Genomic DNA, 22345 nt, shown 5'->3' with positions numbered 1-22345 from the left:
GGAAGTTCCTATTCCAATAAGTTATGTCGCAGTCTATAACCTATATTATCGCTACAAATATCTTAACCATTTTTTCTCAGGGTGCGAAGATTTATATTCACCGTACCATTTACACAAAGGATAAAGTGCCACAATTAGTCCAAACCAAATAGCGTAAATCATTGGTAATTCTACGCCCGAAAGCCCTTTGGGTTTGCCAAATTCAAATGTTCCAAAGACAAAATCTTTCCAAGAATAACCTTGTAAAAACATCAAGCCAATCGTTATAAATCGAATGGAATACCAATGAATTAAGTAATAAAACAGAGGCACTTTTCCATACACAGTGACAATATCAATAAACTTGTTTTTCATACCTTCGGTAAGAGCTAAAACAGAAATAGAGATTCCTAACATTAGCAAAACATACAACAAAGAAGGCGGATATTTGGTAACATTTATGAAGGATAAAAACGTAAAAATGGTATCTTTTTGCTCCGACCATTTCACAGGGTCGCCGTAGATATTCGAGAATCTCAGCACAATAAAAAGTGTAATCATTCCTGCACTTAATTGCCAAAGGCGTTTTTGTCTGTCGGGTTGTTCCAAAAATTGACCCAAACCGAAACCCGCCAACATGATACCCAACCAAGGAATAATTGGATAGCCAATTACCATTGTTGAATGAGGTAATTGTGCCAAACCTCCGCCAAATAAAAGCGAAGCAATGAAACTTAAAATCGGGTTTTGCCCTAACGAAATTCCCTGCAAAGCATTATGCCCAAAAATGATAACTAACCCAATAATGCCAATCTTTTTGGGTGATAATTTCAACAAAAAAGAAAGAATAATAAAGCTAAACCCAATGGCAGCAATGACTTGGAAAAGGAAGGTTCTAAACTGAACATCAAACCAAATAGCGAAGGTGATAACGGTAAATTCCAAAACGATTAACCACAAACCTCTGGTTAATAAAAAGCGTTTACTTTCAGCGAGATTTTGCTGTTTTTGAAATGAAAAATACGCTGATGTTCCCGACAAAAACACAAAAGTTGCCGCACATAAATGCGTTATCCAACGGGTGAAAAAAAGTCCAACGGTGGTTTTCGTAAGGTCAGTTGGGTCTTGTAAACCTGTGCTGATGTACATCAAATCTCGAATATGGTCAATTGCCATAATGAGCATCACTAACCCTCTTACAAAATCAATGGTTTGGATTCTTTTCATCGTTTTGAGTTTATTAAGCTGTTTCTGGAACTAAGATAGAAATGTGTTTCATTAATGGGAGTTTGGGGTTTGGATTTAGGCATTAGCTTCTCAAAAGCTAATTATCAAACACTTACATTTGTTATTTTTAGAAATTTTCAGCACAAAGTATTTTAACAAATACCCAAAGTTTTGATTTTAAAATATATTTTACAAATATTAAAGGCTTATTTCAGAAAACAAAGAGTCTGTCGTAATCAGCCCCAATGATGACGTTTTTACACCATTCTTTTATAAAATATTAATTCTAATTTTGTCTTACAAAAAATGTATAGACTTTACACGGAGTTAAATTTGTCGAACACGGAAGTCGTCCTTTGGAAAGCTACGGTTTATACACAAATTTATATAATAGACTTTCTGCGAAAGTGTTTTAAGTCGTAAAACAACATCTTTTCGGCTACAAATAGCGAAAATTTTTCAAGATTGGGCATCCCCCCATTTCTCTGCTATGCTTTCAAAATTCTCGCTATTTTCACTCGGAAATATACCATTTTTCAATCATAAAACACTTTCGCAGGAAGTCTAATAAAAAAGCCGTAGGCTTGACCGATTTTGTAGCGGTGGGTTTTAACCCATCGAAAATGAAAATGACCATTTTTTGAGTTCCGTAGGAATGAGGCATTTAAAATGGGGCGAGCATCTGGCTCTAAAATGGCTTTTCGCATCATTTTCGGTGGGTTAAAACCCACCGCTACAAAATTTAACCGAGCCTATGGCTCTAAATAGATATTCAAATACTTGTGTATAAACCGTAGCTTTTGGAAGGACGACTTCCGTAATATCCCAAATCATAGAACAACCAAATCAAAAAAACTAAGAAAATGGACAAAACAATCATCACTGTTGAATCTTCTATCAATGCTTCACTAACCAAAGTTTGGGATTGTTGGACAAATCCTGAACATATAAAAGGCTGGACTTTTGCCTCAGACGATTGGCATTCACCTATCGCAACCAATGATTTACAAACAGGCGGGAAATTCCTAACCCGCATGGAAGCAAAAGATGGTAGTTTTGGCTTTGACTTTGAAGGAATTTATACCTTAGTTGAGCCAATGAAAAAGATTGAATATGTATTGGCAGATGAACGTGAAGTAAAAATCGAATTTATTGAAGAAGGCGAAACGGTTAAGGTTATCGAAAGATTTAATCCAGAAAATGAAAATCCAATTGAGCTACAACAAGGCGGTTGGCAAGCAATTTTGAATAATTTTAAGAAATACGCAGAATCGAAATAATCTCATGACAAATCAAATTTATCCTTGCCTTTGGTTCGATGGTCAAGCCGAAGCTGCTGCCGAGTTTTATTGTTCTATTTTCAAGAATTCAAAAGTTACAATGGCTTCACCGATGGTGGTCAATTTTGAATTAGACGGAAAGAAATTCATGGGTTTAAATGGTGGGCCAATGTTCAAATTTACGCCAGCTATTTCTATTTTTGCCACTTTTGAAACCATCGAAGAAACCAACGAAGTTTGGGATAAACTCTTTGAAGGTGGAAAAGCGTTAATGCCCATCGACAAATACAATTGGAGCGAAAGATACGGTTGGCTACAAGATAAATTTGGTTTGACTTGGCAAATTAGCGTTGTCAACCCGTCGGCTACACCACAAATTAAGCCTTCGATGTTATTTGTCAATGAAAAATTTGGCAAAGCACAAGAAGCCATCAATCTTTATACTTCAGTGTTTGAAGATTCTGCCATTGATTTTTTAGTACCTTATCCAGAAACAAACAATGTCTTGTATGCAGAATTTAATCTAAAAAAACATGGATTCATTGCGATGGATGGGCCGGGAAAACACGAATATACTTTCAACGAAGCATTTTCAATCGTGGTAGATTGCCAAACGCAAGACGAAATTGACCATTATTGGAATCAATTAACAAGCGATGGCGGTCAGGAAAGTCAATGCGGTTGGTTGAAAGATAAATTTGGGGTTTCTTGGCAAATTGTTCCAAACATTATTGGCTCGTTGATGAGCAATCCTGAAAAAGCACAAAAAGTGATGCAGGCAATTATGCAAATGAAAAAAATGGATATTGAAAAACTTATAAATGCTTAACCATGAAACAAATTCATTCTTATTTAACTTTCAACGGAAATTGTCGAGAAGCGATGACTTTCTATCAATCGTGCTTGGGTGGCGAACTTTATTTTCAAACGATTGGAGAATCTCCGATTGCAGATAAAATGCCTCCTCAGATGAAAGATTGCATTTTACATTCTACTTTAAGAAACAGTGCTTTTGTCATCATGGCATCGGATATGGTGGGCGACAAAGGATTGACAAAAGGTACAAATGTATCGTTAATGCTTAATTTTAGTCACGAAGACGACATTCAAAATACGTATCAAAAATTGGCTACTGACGGACAAGCAACTCACCCGCTTGAACATACTTTTTGGGGAGCATTATTTGGAGGATTGACGGATAAATTTGGAATTCAATGGTTGTTGAATTTTGATAAAACACAACAACAACAATAAATCCAAGAAAACACACAGATGAAATAATTTCAGACGGTTTAGCTATGTCTTCCGAAGAAATAATTGAAGCTGTTTAAACGGATATTTTGCCGAAATATTAATGTCTTAATTTATTGAATATGAATCTTCAAATCAAAAATATCGACGATTATTTGTCTAATTTTCCCGAAAACATAAGACTTGTTTTAGAAGAACTTCGGCAAACTATTAGAGATACTGCTCCCGAAGCAGAAGAAGTGATTAGTTACGGAATTCCTGCCTTTAAATATAAGGGAATGTTAGTATATTTTGCTGCCTACAAAAAACATTGTAGCCTTTTTGGTGGCACTGGCGGACTAACGGAGCAAATGAAAGAGGAGTTAAAAGATTACAAAACGTCAAAAGGAACAATTCAATTTACCCTTGAAAAACCCTTGCCTAAAGAATTGGTAGAGAAGATTGTCCGACTTAGAATGAAGCAGAATGAGGAAATGCAAATTGCGAAAAATCAGAAAAAAATAACAAAAAAATAACCATGAAAAAAGACAAAATTATCTTCTGGGTAACCACTACCATTATTTTCTTATTTGAGGGTGTTATGCCTGTTCTTTTCCGCAACGACGAAGCAGGAAAAGCAGCCATGCAACATTTGGGCTATCCTGTGTATATGGGTACATTATTGCTGTTGTTTAAAGTTCCGGGGGCTTTGGCATTGATTCTTCCACAAGTCCCAAGCCGTATTAAAGAATGGGCTTATGCAGGTTTTTTAATTGACTTTTTGGGAGCTTCGTTAAGTTACTATTTTGTGGACGGCTTTATTGGCTTTACCTTTTTACCATTCTTCTTCATCGCACTTTTAGCGGTTTCTTACATTTATTATCACAAGTTGAAGGAGGAGTGAGGTTATGGGTTTATGAGGATTTGAGATTATGAGGATTTGAGGATTTGAAGATTTGAGTATATGGGGATTTGAGGATTTGAAGATTTGAGTATATGGGGATTTGAGGATTTGAGGATTTGAAGATTTGAGTATATGGGGATTTGAGTATATGGGTCTATGAGTTAAGTGTTAAGAATTTATAAGGTGATGAATTGGAAAGTCTTTCACTCATATTCCCATTCCCTCAAATCTTCAAAATCTCAAAACCCCAAAACCTCAAATCTTCAAATCCTCAAATCTTCAAAATCTCAAATCTTCAAAATCTCAAATCTTCAAAATCTCAAATCCTCAAAATCTCAAATCCTCAAATCTTCAAATCCTCAAATCTTCAAATCCTCAAATCTTCAAATCCTCAAATCTTCAAATCCTCATAGACTCATAAACTCACAAGCTTATACCCAACCCCATGCAAGGTAACAATCTGAACTGTTGAGTCGGACGATAACATTTTGCGTAAACGAGAAACAAAGACATCTAAACTTCTTCCGACGGTAATTCCTTCGTCTTCCCAAACTGATTTCAAGATAAAATCTCTTTCTAATAATTGATTCTGATTATTGACAAAAAGCCTCAATAATTTCGCTTCTCGGTAAGTCAAATTATGCTGAACATTGCCTGAAAAAAGTGTTTGATTGGTGAAGTCGAAATTAGAATTTCCAAAACTGATTGATTCAGAAACTTCTTTTTGATTAATAATTTCCGACTCCGTTTTGACTTGTGTAGCTTTCCGATTCCAAAAAATAAATCCTGTGATAAACAAACCCCAAAGCGGAATTAACCACATTGGCTTGGGCGAATTTTGAATTGGCTTTTTGGCAAATGTAATCTGTAAATCGTAGCAAGTTTTATCTTGTTGCCTTCCAATGCAAGGCACATTTTTATCTTTCTTAAAATCAAATGAATTGTATCCTAATGTAAGTTCTCCGTCATTACAATCTAAAACAGAAACGTCGTAAACATTGTCAATTTGATGTATTTTGAAGGATTCCTCTAATAATTTGGGCAGTAAATCATAAGTAAAGTTTCTTTCCAAACGAATCTTAAAAGAGCGTTCATCAAGCATTTTTACAGGCTCAATTTGAGAAGTAGAATCGCCCGAAGCTTTGAGTAAATGATGAGCCGTTCGGCGTAAAGCAAGATTTACTTTTTCAGAGAAATGGCTATTCTTTGAAGCATCCGTAATGTCAATCAGCCTATCGAATGACAACATCGAAAGGCTGAAAAATAAGATGATAAATATCCATTTTGATTTTGTCATAAACATTTAGCAACCATCTTGTGGATTTTTACTAATAAGGAATTTACTCATAAATTTGACAAGATTATTTCTTAAAAAGAATACTCTTCCAGAGGTCTGAAATTTTTTATCAACGGGTTCAATGACAAGTTCATCACCTAAATTGGCGAATTTCAAAACCTTAGAAATCTCAATTTCCGACAAAGTATTTGTTGAAGCCGAACCACCTAAATATACGATTTTATTGTCACGTCTCAAGTAAACTTTGAAAGGAATTGTCATCGTTCCATTGCCTTTGGTGTTTTCAGTTATCATGGTGATAACACCCTTTGAACTAAGAGAAAATTGTTCATAATTTATGGGCTGACCATCAATCAATAAAGGATTATAGATTATTTTCTCATTTTCTCTTGCAGCTATTGTTACAGTAAATAGCGTTGAAAATACGATTGATACGAAGCTTAATTTTATTCTTTTCATAAGACAATTGTGTTTAAAATTTCGAGATAATCAAAATTGTACTTTTATGAAGGTAAATGTAGGCTCAGAAGAAATAGAATGTAAAATTATAGCTGTAAAACAATGTAAATGAAATGTAAAAGTTTGGTTTGGAGGCTGTTTTAACATAAAAGAGGCTGTCTAAAACAGTCAATGAGTCTTTAAGTTTTACTTGAACTTATCTAAAGAATATTATTTGGGAATAATTTCTTACGACTTTTTGAGCAGCCTCTTCTGTTTTACCAAACTACTGTCACCGCCCCTTCTTTTCGTTTGAGCCCTTCATTGGGGTAATACTCAGGAAGATAAGTTATCACCCATGCAAAAGAGTCTGGTTTGACTAAAGTACCTTTATATTTTCCGTCCCAGCGGTCGTTGGGATTTTTGGAAGTAAATATTAATTCACCCCAACGATTATATATTTTCAAATCAAATTCTTTTATATAAATTGGGAATACCTGAAAATTATCATTTAGCCCATCTCCATTAGGCGTAAAAATATCAGGCACTAAAATATTGGGGTCGCAACGGTCAATTATATTTGTTTGAGCCACTACTGGACATCCCGCAGAGTTAGTAACCGTTACAGTATATGTTCCAACAGTGTTTACAGAAATTTGCCGAGAAGTTTCTCCCGTTGGCGACCATTTATAGGTAAGTCCTAATCCTCCTCCTGCATCAACTCGTACAGGCAAAGTGGATACCACACAAAGGGGAATTTCTGAACGTAATGAAATAAAAGGTATCGGCAATAAATTAACAATAACAGTATCTGAAGCTCGACAAAGTCCTTTAGTAGCCATTAAAATATACGTACCAGACCTTTCAGGCATAATTGTTGGCGTTGATTGCCCGTTATTCCAACGATACGTTACATTCACTTGTGGGGTGCTAACGCCAATCAAATCCGTAACACTATTTCGACAAATATTTCTATCAGGCCCTAAATTGAAAACAGGAGCATCCAATACCGTAATTTCTTTATTAGCAATAGTGGTACAGCCATTTTGTGTAACTTCATATTTTACGGCATAAATACCCAATGAAGTAACTTTAAATATTCCATTGGCATCAACATTTGAGCCTTGCCAAGTTCCTCCAACTGGACTACCAACTAATTGGGTTGGGTTGGGCGTTAAACATAATCTACTTGGTGCTGTAATATTTACTTTGGGTGATGGCTTAAAAGTGACAGGTATTTGGGCTGAACTAATACACTTTCCATCTGTTGAAGTAACCGTTACAATATAAACCCCTGTTTTTGTAACGTCAATATTCAAGGTAGTTGCCCCTGTACTCCATCTAATACTTCCATCGGTATAATTGAGTGGATTTAATGTAATTTTTTCTCCTTCACATTTGCCTGTTGGAGCAGGTAAAAGAGAAATATCTCTTCTTGATATTTTATTCAATGTGATGTTATTACTGATAAATTTACAGCCACTATTATCCACAAATTCTATATAATAAGTCCCTGCAATGAGTCCTTTGATGACATATTGCCCTCTTGAAACAAAGATAGAGGACATTACTCCCTGCGAAATAATTGTCTCATTCGTACTTTTTTCTCTAAGAATAAAATTTATTGGTCTAAACGGACTAAGCGTATCCACTTTGATAGCAATTGCTCCATCACTGATACACGTAACAGGCGTTGGCGTAAGTGTAATCAAAGCGTTTGGCGTACCCGAAGCATTTAAAACAATAGAAACCGTAGTATCACAAGTTACACTACTTCTAATAGTTACTTTATAGCTTCCTGCTTTCAAAGCCGTGATTCCGTCGAGAGTAGAATTGGCAATTAATACACCATCTTTGTACCAAACAAAACTGTACGTTCCTGTCGGAGTTAGCCCTACAATTTTAATAGCACCATCATTGGCGGTACAACCCGTTGGAGCAGTTTTATTGACAGTAAATGACATTTTCGGACGAATCCTGACAATTACATTATCAGTAGTTGTACAAGTAGTTGTCCCAATTGGCGTGGTCACGGTCACAGAATAATTACCTGCCGTTGAAACAGTAATTTTAGAAGTTGTCGCCCCTGTACTCCATAAAAACGTTGAGCCTGTTCCTGCGGCATTAGAAGCATCTAAAACAATAGGAGAACCAGCACAAATAAGTGTATCAGCTCCTAAATTTAAAGCCTTTGCCTTAGCCAATGTTATCAGTACAGAATCAATCCCGACACAACCCCTACTTTCAACCAATACAGCATAATTCCCTGATTGCGTAACCGTGAGAGTACGTAGTTTATCTTTAGGTAAAAATTGTCGATTCTGAAACCAGAAATAATTACTACTATCCAAAGTTACTTTTGAATCAATAGTCACACTTCCTGCACATAAATTGAGGTCTGGGCCTAAATCAGGTTTGGGCAACGGTAATACCTCAAAAGCCTGCGGTGGCAGCATAGTATCAGGCTTACAACGATTACCCATATTTACAACCACATAATATTTCCCTGGGGCATCAAAAGTGTAGGAGGTTTGTAAACCATTATCTCCTTCTCCACCTTGAATGGTGGCAATAGGAGGTCCCACTGGTTGTCCATTAGCTGGCACTTCGCCTCTATAAAAACGCCAATCTGTTTTGGTATTTTTGAGTTTATCACCACATAAATGACTGGTTTGAAAATTAGTTGGCGACCCCAAACACGTATCCACAGCCGTTATACCTACGCCTTCATTATTTTCATTGATAACATTGTAAGTTGTAGGCAAACCCAACTGACTAATTTTACCATTGAGGTCAAAGCCTTTTCGCTCATAATAATCTGTACTTAAACTTTTTGTAGAAATGGTATCATTCGGAAGTTTGATAACCCCCAACGTTGTACTCCCCTGTACGGCAAGGTAAATCTTTCCATCTGGAGCTAACTGCACCGACCCATAATATTCTTTTCGGGAAGAATCAATAAGCACTTTTGACTTGGCAATTACCGTTGAATCTCCATCGGTTAAATCAAACCGTAACAGTGACGAATACGAAGTAGGATTTTTAATGGTATCGGCTTTCATGGTAGCAAAAAGCGTTTTGCTATCTGGTGAAAATTCAACCCCATAAACGGTTGGAGGGGCTGGGCCTAAATCAATTGTTTTCTTATTTCTTAATTCTCCTGTGGAATCCACAAAATCATAAACCTCAATTAAATTTCTTGCTCCTCCGGGAATGGCAATGGCAAACTTCGTTCCGTCTTGCGAAACTTTCATATAACCTTCCCCTTTAGCGGCACTGTCAATTCTTGCTCCTACTTGAACAATTTTTGAAATCGAAACCCCATTTTTAGTCACTCTACGTAAACGAATCGTATCCGTTCCATAATCATGTGAAATGACCCAATAAGTAGAGTCTTTTTTCACGAAATGAGAAATCAATTGTTCGGTAGAAGGTACATCGTCTAAAACCACATTTTTCTCAATAACCTTTCCTTTTCCTTTATTCTGACGAATATCAACTACACTGTAACTCAACTGTTTAGTTCCGTTAATATCGGTTGTAGTAAAAACATAATAGATAGATTGACACCCTTGGCAACTGGGTTGTGGCACAATAACCGCCGATTGCGTAGAGGTGGCACTTCCCGCTAAAATATCAGGTTTCAGCGAAGCCATTTCTTTACCATCTTTATCATAAATCTTTCGTCCGTCGGTATAAAAAAGTAAATTTCCGTTGGGGTCGGCAATAGAAGACACTCCTTCTGTTGTATTAATTTTCCCTTTATCGTCTGCCGTAGGCGTTCCTGAAGAGAACTTTATCCCTGCATTATTTCCGAAATACCAATAATTTTCGGCAGGTTTTGGTGGCGGAGGGACGCAAAGTTTTACATTGATTTTATTTTGAGCCGAACAGCCCGTTGTAGTATCCGTAACTTGCACAGAATAACAACTGGTAGTATCTGCCCGCAGTGTTTGCGTAGAGTCACCTTTTGGATACCAGATATACTTGTATTTTGGGTCAGCTCCACCATTTTTGTAAGGGTCGAGCGTCAGGAAATCACCTTTACAAATAGTAGTATCTTGCTGAGAAGGAGCGTTTCCTAAATAAAATGCCGTTGGCGGGTTATTGATGGTAATTGTTTGGGTATAAACCTTTGGAATGCCACCTTCTGTACGAGTAAGTGTAACCGTTTTTACACCTGCGGTTGAGTACAAGTGTGCAGGGTTTTTGAGTGTTGAGGTATTTTTAATGCCACTTGTAGGGTCGCCAAATTCCCATTTCCAAGCCGTTGCAGGAGTCAATAAAGTATCCCGAAATATAGTAGCCGCAGTTGTATCTGAACATTCAGAAATACAAGTTTTTCTAACTTTAAAAAACTCCTGAGCATAAACATTGCTTGACAATCCCCACGATAAGAACATCACGGAGAAAATCAAAAAATATCGTTGTATGCTACTAAATCTTATCATTTTTTCGTTTACTAAAAAAGGTTTTAGATGTCAGAAATTAGACATTAAGTATTTTAGATTTCACTTCATTTCTAAAGCCTCAATATCTATTCTTTCCAATAAGACAATACGTTTAATTAAATGGTTGTATTGTCTGATGTTAAGTGGCATTAAATTTGCTTGTTTTACGTTTTAATGTTCTTAAAAAAGTCTAATAAATCTCTGAAATTAACGTAATTTAAGCGTAAAAATTTTTAAAGGTTATTAAATTATACTATTTTAAGTTGAATAAGTACATTCCTGAGTAGTTTACGTCAAAAATTAAACCGATTTTAGGTTCTAAATGTTAACTTTAACATAAGGTACATACCTAAAGCGTTCCTAATACCATGTTGAAAAAAGGATTTTTACTGTTTATTAGCGTAATCTCTTGGAGTTTTGCACAAGCCCAAGACCCGCAATATTCTCAATTTTATGCTGCTCCATTGTATCTGAATCCAGCTTTTGCGGGTTCGGCAATGTCTCCTCGTGTAAATTTTAATCATCGAAATCAGTGGCCATCATTGAGTGCAAACTTTGTAACTTCCTCAATTTCAGCCGATATGTATTTTGATAAATTCAAAAGTGGAGTCGGTATTTTATTGACAACTGATAGACAGTTTACTAATTTAACCACTACCGATATTGGAGCTGTTTATTCATATCATTTAAAAATTAGTGATAATCTGACGGCAAAGTTAGGTGTTCAAGGTTCGTATGTAACTCGTGGAATTAATTTTGCAGATTATACCTTTGGCGACCAAATTAATACTTATTTGAGTACAGGTACTTATCCAAGAATTTCAACTGACCAAATTTTACAAGGAGGAAATAACGTAACGCCACAATTAAAATACTGGGATTTTTCAACGGGTGCCTTGGTTTATTCTGAACAGTTTTGGGTCGGAGCATCTTTACATCATATCAATCAGCCTTCACAATCATTCAACGACAAAGACGCTCGTTTGCCTGTGAAAATTGGGGTGCAAGCAGGATATAGAATCCCTTTGGCAGATTATATGATTGGTAATAATTTGGGAGATGCTATCGAACGTGAAAAAAGCATTACCCCTGTGATTCATTACAAACGTCAGGGTGCGTCAGACCAATTAGATGTGGGGGCTTACTTGACTTATTCTCCTCTTGTTTTGGGAGCTTGGTATAGAGGTATTCCTTTAAAAACTTACACCAAAAACGATGTCAGCATTATTAGTCACGATGCAGCGGTATTTTTAATAGGTTACAGACAAGATAATTTTTCTATTGGTTATAGTTACGACGCCACCATTTCAAGATTAGGGTCAACAGGTGGGGCTCATGAATTATCACTTTCTTATACATTTTCAGACTGGATAGAGCCACGAAAAGCCCCACGCTCACGCAAGGGAGAATTGAAATGTCCGAAGTTTTAAGAAAAATAGAGAATCAAAAAAGGGAGGAAGAAGAAAAGGGTTAACCCATTCTTCTTCCTCCCTTTCTTTTTATCCTTTTTTCAACTTTGAAAAATGTCTTTAAATCGCTAAATTTGTTTAGATTACTTTCCCTTACTCAAACTTTTAAAACAACCACGAATTGACTTTTCAAGATTTTAATTTCAACGAAAAACTTTTAGATGGCTTAGATTCAATGGGTTATAGCAAACCAACGCCTATTCAATCACAAGCTATTCCATTAATACAAACAGGAAAAGACCTCATTGCGTGTGCCCAAACGGGTACGGGTAAGACAGCGGCTTTTTTATTACCTATCCTCGATAAAATCATCAATACGCCCGAAGATAAAAGGCGTTTGAATACCCTTATTATTTCTCCAACTCGTGAATTAGCCACTCAAATTGACAATCAAGTAGAAGGTTTAGGCTATTTTATTGGCGTTAGTTCTATTTCAATTTATGGTGGTGGCGACGGAGCTGCGTGGAATCAGCAAAGAAAAGCATTAGAAGAAGGAGCAGAAATCATTATTGCAACTCCTGGACGCTTAATTGCGATTTTGCAAATGGGAGCGATTGATTTTTCGCAACTTCAACATTTAATTCTTGATGAAGCCGACCGAATGTTGGATATGGGTTTTTATGACGATATTCTCAAAATCATAAAACATTTACCGCTTCAACGCCAAACGCTACTTTTTTCGGCAACGATGCCTCCTAAAATTAGAAAATTAGCACATTCTATTCTTATCGAACCAGAACAATTAAATATTGCTATTTCCAAACCTTCCGCAGGAATTTTACAACAGGCTTATTTGGTTTATGATACGCAAAAAATTGCCTTATTGACACATATTTTGAAATCGAATGATTGGGGAAGCGTTATCATTTTTGCTTCTACAAAAGAATATGTCAAGAAATTAGATACAGAATTGCATAAAGTTGGCTTGAAAACGAAGGCTTTTCACTCAGATTTAGACCAAAAAGAAAGAGAAGAAATTATGAGAGATTTTAAAGCAAAATCTCTTCAAATTTTGATAGGAACGGATATTCTTTCTCGTGGAATTGACGTAGAAGGCATTAGTTTGGTTATTAATTATAATACTCCTCACGACCCTGAAGATTATATTCACCGTATCGGAAGAACTGCCAGAGCCGAAACCACAGGAACTGCCATTACTTTTATTAATGATAAAGACCAACGCAAGTTTTTAGCAATTGAGGATTTAATTGAAAGAGAAATTCCAAAATTGTCACTTCCCGCAGGCATGGGCGATGCTCCAACGTATCAACCCCAAAAAAGGGTAAGTTCTGGTGTCATTAACAAGAAAAAAACGTATCACAAGAAGAAAACAGGTACGAATAATCCGAAGAAGAGTTAAAATTACAAGATAGATTTTTCTGAAATAGCAACATAAAAAATTATCTCATTTGAACAATCTTCTATATAACACTAAATTAATGAAATTAACAATAAACAATTTAGGCAAAATAGACCATAGTGAGCTTGAGCTTAATGAACTAACTCTGCTTGTTGGAGATAACAACGCTGGAAAAACTTATATTACCTACAGTATATATGGCTTGCTTAACAATTGGAAGGATTTTATAAATTATAATAGTTTTGGGCTAATCGAAACAAAGCTTAAGAGGAATGGTCAAATTACATTAAATAAAGAAGATATCATAGTCTTAGTGACTGAAAGTATTGTTTCTGAAAGCGAGAAATTCCAAGAACGAATTAAGGATTTGTTTAATGATAAGGAAGGACAGTTTAGTAATGCAAAAGTAAAATTAGAGTTTGATAAACCAACGGATTTCAAAAATTCTGAAAGGAAAGTTCAAATAGGGAAAAGCATAGTAATTGAAGGGAAATTGCAAGATAATTCTTTATCAATAAGTTATACCAAACAAGGTGATAATGAACTGGATGACAGATTATTCAAACGAGTAATTGGGGATATTTTTTCAAGTTTAGTATTTGATGATATATTCCCAGAACCTGTTATTATTACTGCTGAAAGATTGGGTATTTCACTATTTTATAAAGAGTTAGATGAAAAAAGAACATCACTTATTGATGGTTTACAGAAACTGGAAAAAGATGAAGATATTCATCCATTTGAACTTTTGATGTCAATGACAGCCTACTATGCAACCCCTATTCGAGACCATATTTCATTCACCAGAAATATTGAAAAAATAAAAAAATATACATCCAATATTGATACAAGTTATTCAATGGAAATTATTAAGGATATATTAGGGGCAGATTTTAAAAAGGATAATAAACAAGATATTCGCTTTTACACTAAAAATAAAAAAAATAACAAATTTGATATTCCACTTTATTTAGCTTCATCATCTGCCAGATGTATTGTAGATATTTATTTCTACTTAAATCATCAAGCGAAAGAGGGGGATATTTTAATTATAGATGAACCAGAAAGCCATTTGACATTGAAAAACCAACGCTTAATGGCTAAATTATTGGTTTCTCTCATAAACTCAAAAATAAAAGTATTTATTACAACCCATAGTGATTTTTTAATCAAAGAGTTAAATAATTTAATTTTGCTCTCAAATTCTTTTGAAGGTAAAGATAGTTGGTTAAATAAAAACAAAAAAAGCTATTCAGAAAAAGATAAAATTGAATTTAAGAAAGTTTCTGTTTATCAAGCCAAAGATGGAAAATTAGAAAACTTAGTTGTAACAAATAAAGGTATTGAAATACCATTTTTTGATGAAGAAATCAATCATTTATTTTCAATTGCATCAGATTTAGATTATTTAATTGATTAGTATCTACCTATGAAAGATATTTTCTGCGATGTCGAAGTAATTCAAAGTTTCGACCAAATAAATCATATAATGAAATTGAAGGAAGAAGACACTAATCAAGAAATTTCGATTGGTGGAATACCTGATGATGCAATCCTATTAAAATTGGACATTGATAAGAAAGAGTATAAGCGTAAATCAATGTATTTGAAGCGAGAAACGCCAATTATCCATAAAGGATGTGACTACTGTTTGATAATTCCTTCGCAACAAACAATAATTCTTTTTGAATTAAAATCAATGAAGCCAAAGGAAAAGGATTATGTAAATCAGTTTGTTGCTTCTGAGATTTTTATAAAATATTGCAATGAATTATCCAATTATATCAATAAATCAAGTGATTGTTTTAGTTTCAAAAGAATATTGTTGAGTCCAAAATATAACATCACATTTACTTCTTCTAAAAAACTCCAAGATATTTCCACTTCTGATAAATGTGGAAAATCAATTGAAATAAAATCACCTGGTTTTCCCGATAGAATCAGACTCGAAAAGTTATTGACATAAATTAATCATTCAAAGACTTTTACGCCATTCAAATTTACGGTAATTGATATTTCTGGAAAAAGCCCCAGATTAAGTCATTGGCATTAATTGCGGTTGAGGGGTCGTCAGCCGCTGCACGACTTTTTACACCTCCAGGCCATGAATGCCCACCGTCATTGGTAATATAAAACTCAATACTGCTGTTGTTACAACTCGTCCATTTTGTTACCGAATAATTAGTAAAATTGGTAGTTGTTTTTGTCGTAGAACTACATCCATTATTGGCAATCCAAGTATTTAGTCCATTCTGTACAGGTGGAAAATAATACCCAAAAATACCCACACCGCCACCCATTGGCACTTTTTCATCTAATTTTGAATGAATTGCCAAAATCGGAACAGGTCTTGAAGGTTTACAAGGCTGAGTTGTCAAAAGCGTTCCTGCAACTGGAGCAATAGCCGCAATTTTATTAGAAAGTTCACAAGCTAAACGGTAAGACATCATCGCCCCATTGGACATACCTGTGGCATACACTTTCTTCGCATTAATTTTAGGATATTTCTTCAATAATTCATCAATTAAAAGACTGATAAATTTTACATCGTCAATATTTTTCTCGACTGCATAGTCGCAACAAGTACCTGCATTCCAAGTTTTTGCTCCTAAAATACCATCACTTGACACACCTTCTGGATAAACAATCACAAATTTGGCACTGTTCGCTTTTTCAGTCAATAAATAATCTGCTTCCATTTGCGAGGCTTTCCCTCCCCCACCGTGTAAAGCAAGTACCAACGAAAAGCCCGTAGCATCGTCATAATTAGGCGGTAAATTGAGTAAATAAGTACGGCTTCGTCCATCAACGGTCATAGTTCCTTCCACTCGTAAAACTGTTGGCGTAGGATTCGTAGTGTTAATTTTATTACAGCCAACCACAAAAATGGTAAGGCAAAAAATGAATAGGGTTAATTTTTTCATGGGAGTTTAATAAGATTTTGAGCGAGTTAGACCGTAGTTTCAACAAAAAGTTTATTCCGACAAAAAATTTATATAGTTACAAAAATCAAAACATAATAGTAAAAGCCAAATTGTATATTTGTAATTATAATCATAAACCTTCTCTGTATGTTTGTACTTACCGAAACCAACTCAATAGCTAACCATTTTATAGCAGAATTGCGAGATGTAACTATTCAAAATGACTCTATGCGTTTCCGTAAGAATATGGAGCGTTTGGGTGAAGTTTTAGCTTATGAAATCTCAAAATCACTTCCATATCAATCCGCAACGATACAAACACCTTTGGCACTTGCCCACACGTATTTGTTGAGCCAGCAACCTGTTTTGGTAACTATTTTACGAGCAAGTTTACCTTTTCATCAAGGATTTTTGAATGTTTTTGATAAAGCAGAAAATGCTTTTATCGGAGCGTATCGTGGCAAACACCGTGCAGATGAAACTTTTGATATACAAATGGATTATTTAGCCTGTCCAGATTTAAACGATAAAATTATCATTATGATTGACCCTATGTTGGCAACGGGAAAATCACTTTTAAAATCCTACGAAGCATTATTGGCTCATGGAAAACCTGCCCGAACTATCATCGTTTCGGCAATTGCGGCTCCAGAAGGGATTGCTTTTTTGCAAGAAAATTTACCCGATGCTGAATTATTTCTTGGCACAATCGACGAAAAACTAAATAACAAATTTTACATCGTTCCAGGTTTGGGAGATGCTGGCGATTTGGCTTATGGAGAGAAATTATAACGTAACACAGACTTCAGAATTATAATGTCGTTTCATTAAGGAATGTATTAATTAAGTTGTTCTTTATGGACAAACTTCCCGAAAGTTTTAAACTTTCGGGAAGTTAATCAGCTTGACTAAACGACATTAAACTTCAGTTTGTACTTTAATTACTTACAGACTGAAGTCTGTGTTACTTTTCCACATACATCTAAAAACAAAAAAATGAAAACCACATTTCAATCCAATTCTCGCCTTGAACTTGCCGACCAGTACGTCCGTTTTACCAACAAAAATGTATTTCTGACGGGTAAAGCAGGAACTGGCAAAACGACCTTCCTTAAAAATGTTAAGGCAAAATCCCCGAAACGAATCGTCATTGTTGCCCCAACGGGCGTGGCGGCAATTAATGCGGGAGGCGTAACGATTCACTCGTTTTTTCAACTTTCTTTTGGTCCAAATATTCCCGATAATAAACCCGCCGAAAGAAGAATTAGCAATGAAAAAATCAAAGCGATAAAAGCCATCGACCTTTTGGTGATTGACGAAATCAGTATGGTGCGAGCCGACGTTTTGGATGCCATTGATGAAGTGCTTCGGCGTTATAGAAACCGTAGTTTGCCCTTCGGTGGCGTTCAATTATTGATGATTGGCGACTTGCACCAACTTTCGCCCGTGATAAAAGAAGACGAATGGGATTTGCTCCGCCCTTATTATCAAAGCGTATATTTCTTTGAAAGTAAGGCACTTGCACAAAGTCAGTTTATTACCATTGAGCTAACGCATATCTTCCGACAAGCCGATGAGCAATTTATCAACCTCCTCAATAAAGTTCGTGATAAGAAATTAGATGCCGAAAGTACCCGTTTATTAAACTCTCGGTACATTCCAAATTTTCAATATCCAGACGATGAAAAATACATTACCCTGACCAGTCACAACCGAGCCGCAGCTAATATCAATGCCATAAAATTGGGTGAATTGAAGGGGAAAACATACACTTTCACGGCTGAAATCACCGACGATTTCCCCGAAAGTATGTATCCTAACGAACTGAATTTAGAGCTAAAAGTGGGTGCTCAAGTCATGTTTGTAAAAAATGATTCAAACCTTGAAAAACGATATTTCAACGGAAAATTAGGCGAAATAACAGATATTGATGAAGAATTAATTTGGGTAAAATGTCCCAATGAAAAAGAACAAATCATCGTTTCCAGAGTCAGTTGGGACAATATCAAATACATTTTGGACGATTCCAAAACTATGCAGGAACACACCATTGGCACATTTAGTCAATTTCCTATCAAAACCGCATGGGCAATTACCATTCATAAAAGTCAGGGTTTAACCTTCGACAGAGCCATTATTGATGCTGCTTCGTCATTTGCACACGGACAAGTTTACGTGGCTTTGAGTCGTTGCAAAACCTTTGAAGGTTTGGTTCTCAGCACGCCCATCACGTCCGAAAGCGTAAAATCAGATAATACCATTGCCGTTTTCGACCAAGAAGCAGAGAAACAGGATTTATCCGATTTGGCTTTATTAGAAGCAAAAAAACGTACACAAGGCGACTGGATTTTAGATTTATTTGATTTCAAATTTGTTAAAATCGGCTTGCATTATCTTCACCAAAATCTTGAACCTATTCAAGACCAATTTGCCAGTAGCACTTTTGAAAATATCGCTATTATTTTAGAAAATTATAACACTGAAATAGATACAATCATTGAAAAATTCAGAAGGCAATTAGAATCATTAATTTCACAAACTGACTTGCCCGAAGAAAACGAAGAATTACAAGAAAGAATTAAAAAAGGAAGCGTTTACATTGCCAATAAATTACAAGAATCGGTCTATAACATTCTCAAAAACATTGACTTAGCTTGCGACAATAAAGAAACAAGAAATAACATTGCCAAACTTTGGGAGCAAAGTTTAAAGAATACTTTTGAAAAATTAATGCTTTTGAAAAGTAACCAACAGGGCTTTGATTCAACCGTTTATCTAACCACAAAAGCCAACATTTCTCTTGATTTTGAAACTGAAAAAACAAGATTATTTAAAGCACAAAAAACATCAGAAACAAGTGGAAGCAGTACCGATTTATTCAATCAATTGAGAGTTTGGCGAGATAGCGTTGCCAACGACAAAAACATTGAAAAATATATGGTTTTGGCACAAAAAGCCCTGCAAAGTTTAGCAGATGAAATGCCTCGAAACAAAGCTGATTTAGCTAAAATTAGCGGTTTGGGAAAAATCAAAGTGCAACAATTTGGTGATGAAATTTTAGACATCATCAACGAGTTTTGTGAGACAAACGGCATTGAAACAAACAATATTATCCGAGAAAATAAACCCGTCAAAAAAGCTCTGGTAAAAGGCTCGACGCATGAGATGAGTTTCAATTATTTTAAAGAAGGCAAAACCATTACAGAAATTGCCGAAATACGGAATTTATCCGCTTCCACGATTGAAGGACACCTTGGCGAATTCGTAAAAAAAGGGCTTTTAGAAGTGAGCGATATTATGGATGCTCAGAAAATTAAAATTATCAGAGAATTTATGTTAGAAAATCCCGACTTGAAAGGCTCTGCTTTAAAAGAGGCTTTGGGGGCAGATTATAGCTATGGAGAAATCCGTTTGGTGGGTGCTTCAATCAACGCTGACTGAGTTTAGATGCTTGATTTTTAGCTTTATCTTTGTGAAATAACATTCAAGCTGTTTAATAAATTTTCAACTTCCCGAAATAACTCCGTTAGGGGTTTATAACTTTTGGGAAGTTCTCCAATCAAACATTTTAGGATAAAAATCAAACAGCATATTCAACAAGAAAATGAACGAAACTTTCAATAATTTACCCGAAAAACGCCAGTCTCAATTAATGGCTTTTGACCGCCTTCTGACCATCATGGATGAACTCCGTGAGCAATGTCCTTGGGATAAAAAACAGACCATCGAAAGTCTAAGACACCTGACCATTGAAGAAACTTACGAGCTTTCGGATGCCATTATGGAAGGCGATATGCAGGAAATCAAGAAGGAAATTGGCGATATTATGCTTCATTTGGTATTTTATTCAAAGATTGCTTCGGAGACAAATACTTTTGACGTTGCTGATGTATTAAATGGTATTTGCGAAAAACTCATTCACCGCCACCCGCACATATACGGCGATGTGAAAGTGGAAAACGAACAAGAAGTGAAACAAAATTGGGAAGCCATTAAACTGAAAGAAGGCGGTGGTAATAAATCGGTTTTGGGTGGTGTACCTGCTTCGTTACCAGCTTTGGTAAAAGCCATGCGTATTCAAGAAAAAGCTCGTGGTGCGGGTTTTGATTGGGAAGAAAAAACGCAAGTTTGGGAAAAAGTAGAGGAAGAAATGGAAGAATTCAAAAATGAATTTAATGTAGTTGAAAATGAAGCTATCAATGTAGAAAAAGCCGAAGGAGAATTTGGCGATTTACTATTTTCATTGGTTAATTATGCCCGTTTTATCAACATCAACGTAGAAACGGCTTTGGAACGCACCAATAAAAAATTCATCAAACGCTTCAATCATTTAGAATCAAGAGCCAAAGAATTAGGCAAAACTCTTCCCAAAATGACTTTGGCAGAAATGGATGTGTATTGGGAAGAGGCGAAGCGGTTGTAGGGGATTATACGCTTAAATACCACAAGAGCCATAGGCTCGACCGATTTTGTAGCAACGGATTTCTAATCCGTTGGGAAACGATATATTTTCATCGATGGGTTGAAACTCATCGCTACAAAATTGGTCAAGCCTATGGCTTTTTTACCCTCAACTGGTGCAATTGTTAAGCCTATACCGACAAATTGTTCAGTTAAACTTGAACCATTTTAAATCAGATTAACTATTTAACACATATCTACTATGAACAACATATTATTACCATCAGAATTACGCTCTACTATTGATCAAGAACCCATTGAATTTTCGGTTATTTCTACAAAACATAGACCTCCACATAAAACATATTTTGTGTTTGGCATTTCTATAATGATGATAATCGCACCAATATCTTCTTTTTTCATCATTAACTCGATTGTCTCTCTATCGCAAGACGAAGTATTGGATACACTTACTTTATTTCTGTTATTCATCCCGTTTTTAGGCGGAATATTAATGGCAATATTGGGTTTTTATTTAAAGAATCAGAAAGGAGGATATTTTGTCGGAACGCCAAGCAGACTTATTTATTATTTCGGTGGAGTAGTAAAATCTTATCATTGGAGTGAATTCTCTGGGATTATTGAAACCAATCTAACAAAGGGAGAACTTAGCCTACAACTAAAATCAGGTCGAACCTTTGTTGGTAAATATAAGACAAAATATGTTGTTCCATATATGCTTTACATCTTAGAAAATCCTGATACAATCTCAAAAGTTGAGAAAATTTGTAGGGAAAAAATACAATCAAATAGATAATCTCGCTGGGGTTGTGTAAAAAGTCCATAAAAAGAAATATGAGCGAAAATTCTGTACTTTGTATTTGGAAAACAAAAGTTGGAACAGACGCTCATGGGAACAAATATAGTAAAAAAACCGATACTACGGTTTAAGACTTATGACCAATTACAGGTTTTACGAGTACCGCTTGAAATAGATAAGCTGATTCCAGCGTGTCATTTGGTCAGAATTGTAAACGATTGTATCGAAAAATTAGATATGTCGTATTTTGAGGACTATTACAGCAATTTTGGTTGTCCCGCTTTTCATCCCAAGATGATGATAAAGATATGGATATATGGTTATTGTGAGCGTATTTATACGAGTCGTAGATTATGCAAAGCCCTGCGAGAGAACGTAAATTTCATTTGGTTATCAGGTAATCAACACCCCTGTTTCAAGACTTTATGTGATTTTCGGAGTAATAAAATGGAAACGATGGTCGATACGGTTTTCAAAGAAGTGTTATTGATGTTGTTGGAACTGGGCTATATTGATTTAGATACTTTGTACATAGATGGTTCTAAATGGGAAGCCAATGCCAACC

The 22345-nt window shown here is 35.6% G+C and carries 20 protein-coding genes; 14 read left to right on the top strand and 6 right to left on the bottom strand.

Going from position 1 to position 22345, the window contains the following annotated elements; genetic code table 11:
• Positions 1 to 51: 51 nt before the first annotated feature.
• Together LV89_RS08030 and LV89_RS25095 are read right to left on the bottom strand one after the other, a co-directional pair.
• A complete protein-coding gene (locus LV89_RS08030) occupies positions 52 to 1206 on the bottom strand; it encodes an acetyltransferase domain-containing protein (RefSeq protein ID WP_109742365.1) in 1155 nt (384 codons plus the stop codon).
• Positions 1207 to 1742: 536 nt separating this feature from the next.
• The gene (locus LV89_RS25095) at positions 1743 to 1913 is read right to left on the bottom strand and encodes a hypothetical protein (RefSeq protein WP_158279537.1); all 171 of its coding nucleotides are present in this window, start codon (positions 1911 to 1913) and stop codon (positions 1743 to 1745) included.
• A 156-nt stretch (positions 1914 to 2069) separates the two neighbouring features.
• On the opposite strand from LV89_RS25095, the gene LV89_RS08020 reads away from it, so the two are divergent.
• The 5 genes from LV89_RS08020 to LV89_RS08000 all read left to right on the top strand — a co-directional run bounded on the left by LV89_RS08020 (position 2070) and on the right by LV89_RS08000 (position 4620).
• A complete protein-coding gene (locus tag LV89_RS08020; RefSeq protein WP_109742364.1) occupies positions 2070 to 2486 on the top strand; it encodes an SRPBCC family protein in 417 nt (138 codons plus the stop codon).
• Between the two features lie 4 nt (positions 2487 to 2490).
• On the top strand, positions 2491 to 3315 hold the full coding sequence (locus LV89_RS08015; protein WP_109742363.1) for a VOC family protein: 825 nt from the start codon (positions 2491 to 2493) through the stop codon (positions 3313 to 3315).
• A gap of 2 nt (positions 3316 to 3317) precedes the next feature.
• Positions 3318 to 3740, top strand: a complete 423-nt coding sequence (locus LV89_RS08010; protein WP_109742362.1) for a VOC family protein — start codon at positions 3318 to 3320, stop codon at positions 3738 to 3740.
• Between the two features lie 119 nt (positions 3741 to 3859).
• Positions 3860 to 4252 carry an iron chaperone gene (locus LV89_RS08005; RefSeq protein WP_109742361.1) on the top strand — a complete coding sequence of 131 codons (393 nt, stop codon included), beginning with the start codon at positions 3860 to 3862 and terminating at the stop codon, positions 4250 to 4252.
• Positions 4253 to 4254: 2 nt separating this feature from the next.
• On the top strand, positions 4255 to 4620 hold the full coding sequence (locus LV89_RS08000) for a DoxX family protein (RefSeq protein ID WP_109742360.1): 366 nt from the start codon (positions 4255 to 4257) through the stop codon (positions 4618 to 4620).
• A 415-nt stretch (positions 4621 to 5035) separates the two neighbouring features.
• Here LV89_RS08000 and LV89_RS07995 read toward each other — a convergent pair whose 3' ends face one another.
• The 3 genes from LV89_RS07995 to LV89_RS07985 all read right to left on the bottom strand — a co-directional run bounded on the left by LV89_RS07995 (position 5036) and on the right by LV89_RS07985 (position 10806).
• Entirely contained in the window at positions 5036 to 5917 is an 882-nt protein-coding gene (locus tag LV89_RS07995) for a winged helix-turn-helix domain-containing protein (RefSeq protein WP_229201490.1), read from the bottom strand.
• A gap of 6 nt (positions 5918 to 5923) precedes the next feature.
• Positions 5924 to 6376, bottom strand: coding sequence for a hypothetical protein (locus LV89_RS07990; RefSeq protein ID WP_109742358.1), 453 nt, complete (start codon positions 6374 to 6376; stop codon positions 5924 to 5926).
• Between the two features lie 257 nt (positions 6377 to 6633).
• A complete protein-coding gene (locus tag LV89_RS07985; protein WP_109742357.1) occupies positions 6634 to 10806 on the bottom strand; it encodes a T9SS type B sorting domain-containing protein in 4173 nt (1390 codons plus the stop codon).
• 368 nt (positions 10807 to 11174) lie between these two features.
• Here LV89_RS07985 and LV89_RS07980 point away from each other — a divergent pair, with 368 nt between their 5' ends.
• The 4 genes from LV89_RS07980 to LV89_RS07965 all read left to right on the top strand — a co-directional run bounded on the left by LV89_RS07980 (position 11175) and on the right by LV89_RS07965 (position 15601).
• On the top strand, positions 11175 to 12236 hold the full coding sequence (locus LV89_RS07980; RefSeq protein WP_109742356.1) for a PorP/SprF family type IX secretion system membrane protein: 1062 nt from the start codon (positions 11175 to 11177) through the stop codon (positions 12234 to 12236).
• A 160-nt stretch (positions 12237 to 12396) separates the two neighbouring features.
• Positions 12397 to 13635, top strand: a complete 1239-nt coding sequence (locus LV89_RS07975) for a DEAD/DEAH box helicase (RefSeq protein ID WP_229201489.1) — start codon at positions 12397 to 12399, stop codon at positions 13633 to 13635.
• A 79-nt stretch (positions 13636 to 13714) separates the two neighbouring features.
• A complete protein-coding gene (locus LV89_RS07970; protein ID WP_109742355.1) occupies positions 13715 to 15055 on the top strand; it encodes an AAA family ATPase in 1341 nt (446 codons plus the stop codon).
• Between the two features lie 9 nt (positions 15056 to 15064).
• On the top strand, positions 15065 to 15601 hold the full coding sequence (locus LV89_RS07965) for a hypothetical protein (protein ID WP_109742354.1): 537 nt from the start codon (positions 15065 to 15067) through the stop codon (positions 15599 to 15601).
• Positions 15602 to 15635: 34 nt separating this feature from the next.
• On the opposite strand, the gene LV89_RS07960 is transcribed toward LV89_RS07965, so the two are convergent.
• Positions 15636 to 16559: a CE1 family esterase gene (locus tag LV89_RS07960; protein WP_109742353.1), complete on the bottom strand. Its 924-nt coding sequence runs from the start codon at positions 16557 to 16559 to the stop codon at positions 15636 to 15638.
• Between the two features lie 147 nt (positions 16560 to 16706).
• Between LV89_RS07960 and upp the strand changes: the two genes are divergently transcribed.
• From upp to LV89_RS07935, 5 genes are all read left to right on the top strand, one after another.
• A complete protein-coding gene (gene upp, locus LV89_RS07955) occupies positions 16707 to 17351 on the top strand; it encodes a uracil phosphoribosyltransferase (protein WP_109742352.1) in 645 nt (214 codons plus the stop codon).
• 204 nt (positions 17352 to 17555) lie between these two features.
• Positions 17556 to 20000: a helix-turn-helix domain-containing protein gene (locus tag LV89_RS07950; protein ID WP_109742351.1), complete on the top strand. Its 2445-nt coding sequence runs from the start codon at positions 17556 to 17558 to the stop codon at positions 19998 to 20000.
• A 163-nt stretch (positions 20001 to 20163) separates the two neighbouring features.
• Positions 20164 to 20982, top strand: coding sequence for a nucleoside triphosphate pyrophosphohydrolase (gene mazG, locus LV89_RS07945; RefSeq protein ID WP_211321180.1), 819 nt, complete (start codon positions 20164 to 20166; stop codon positions 20980 to 20982).
• Positions 20983 to 21222: 240 nt separating this feature from the next.
• Entirely contained in the window at positions 21223 to 21777 is a 555-nt protein-coding gene (locus LV89_RS07940) for a hypothetical protein (protein ID WP_109742350.1), read from the top strand.
• 93 nt (positions 21778 to 21870) lie between these two features.
• Positions 21871 to 22345, top strand: a 475-nt coding sequence (locus LV89_RS07935) for a transposase (protein WP_146199048.1), incomplete at its 3' end; no start/stop codon positions are given.

Origin of the sequence: Arcicella aurantiaca, assembly GCF_003148625.1 — a bacterium.
GTDB lineage: Bacteria > Bacteroidota > Bacteroidia > Cytophagales > Spirosomataceae > Arcicella > Arcicella aurantiaca.
This window is presented reverse-complemented; position numbering and strand designations above follow the sequence as displayed.

Bases quoted from the DNA above. Each gene is read 5' to 3' on its own strand.
- upp (WP_109742352.1), top strand. From the start codon at position 16,707: ATGTTTGTACTTACCGAAACCAACTCAATAGCTAACCATTTTATAGCA.
- LV89_RS08020 (WP_109742364.1), top strand. From the start codon at position 2,070: ATGGACAAAACAATCATCACTGTTGAATCTTCTATCAATGCTTCACTA.
- LV89_RS08000 (WP_109742360.1), top strand. From the start codon at position 4,255: ATGAAAAAAGACAAAATTATCTTCTGGGTAACCACTACCATTATTTTC.
- LV89_RS25095 (WP_158279537.1), bottom strand. From the start codon at position 1,913: ATGCGAAAAGCCATTTTAGAGCCAGATGCTCGCCCCATTTTAAATGCC.
- LV89_RS07980 (WP_109742356.1), top strand. From the start codon at position 11,175: ATGTTGAAAAAAGGATTTTTACTGTTTATTAGCGTAATCTCTTGGAGT.
- LV89_RS08010 (WP_109742362.1), top strand. From the start codon at position 3,318: ATGAAACAAATTCATTCTTATTTAACTTTCAACGGAAATTGTCGAGAA.
- LV89_RS07965 (WP_109742354.1), top strand. From the start codon at position 15,065: ATGAAAGATATTTTCTGCGATGTCGAAGTAATTCAAAGTTTCGACCAA.
- LV89_RS07940 (WP_109742350.1), top strand. From the start codon at position 21,223: ATGAACAACATATTATTACCATCAGAATTACGCTCTACTATTGATCAA.
- mazG (WP_211321180.1), top strand. From the start codon at position 20,164: ATGAACGAAACTTTCAATAATTTACCCGAAAAACGCCAGTCTCAATTA.
- LV89_RS07960 (WP_109742353.1), bottom strand. From the start codon at position 16,559: ATGAAAAAATTAACCCTATTCATTTTTTGCCTTACCATTTTTGTGGTT.
- LV89_RS07970 (WP_109742355.1), top strand. From the start codon at position 13,715: ATGAAATTAACAATAAACAATTTAGGCAAAATAGACCATAGTGAGCTT.
- LV89_RS08030 (WP_109742365.1), bottom strand. From the start codon at position 1,206: ATGAAAAGAATCCAAACCATTGATTTTGTAAGAGGGTTAGTGATGCTC.
- LV89_RS08005 (WP_109742361.1), top strand. From the start codon at position 3,860: ATGAATCTTCAAATCAAAAATATCGACGATTATTTGTCTAATTTTCCC.
- LV89_RS07990 (WP_109742358.1), bottom strand. From the start codon at position 6,376: ATGAAAAGAATAAAATTAAGCTTCGTATCAATCGTATTTTCAACGCTA.
- LV89_RS08015 (WP_109742363.1), top strand. From the start codon at position 2,491: ATGACAAATCAAATTTATCCTTGCCTTTGGTTCGATGGTCAAGCCGAA.
- LV89_RS07995 (WP_229201490.1), bottom strand. From the start codon at position 5,917: ATGACAAAATCAAAATGGATATTTATCATCTTATTTTTCAGCCTTTCG.
- LV89_RS07950 (WP_109742351.1), top strand. From the start codon at position 17,556: ATGAAAACCACATTTCAATCCAATTCTCGCCTTGAACTTGCCGACCAG.
- LV89_RS07985 (WP_109742357.1), bottom strand. From the start codon at position 10,806: ATGATAAGATTTAGTAGCATACAACGATATTTTTTGATTTTCTCCGTG.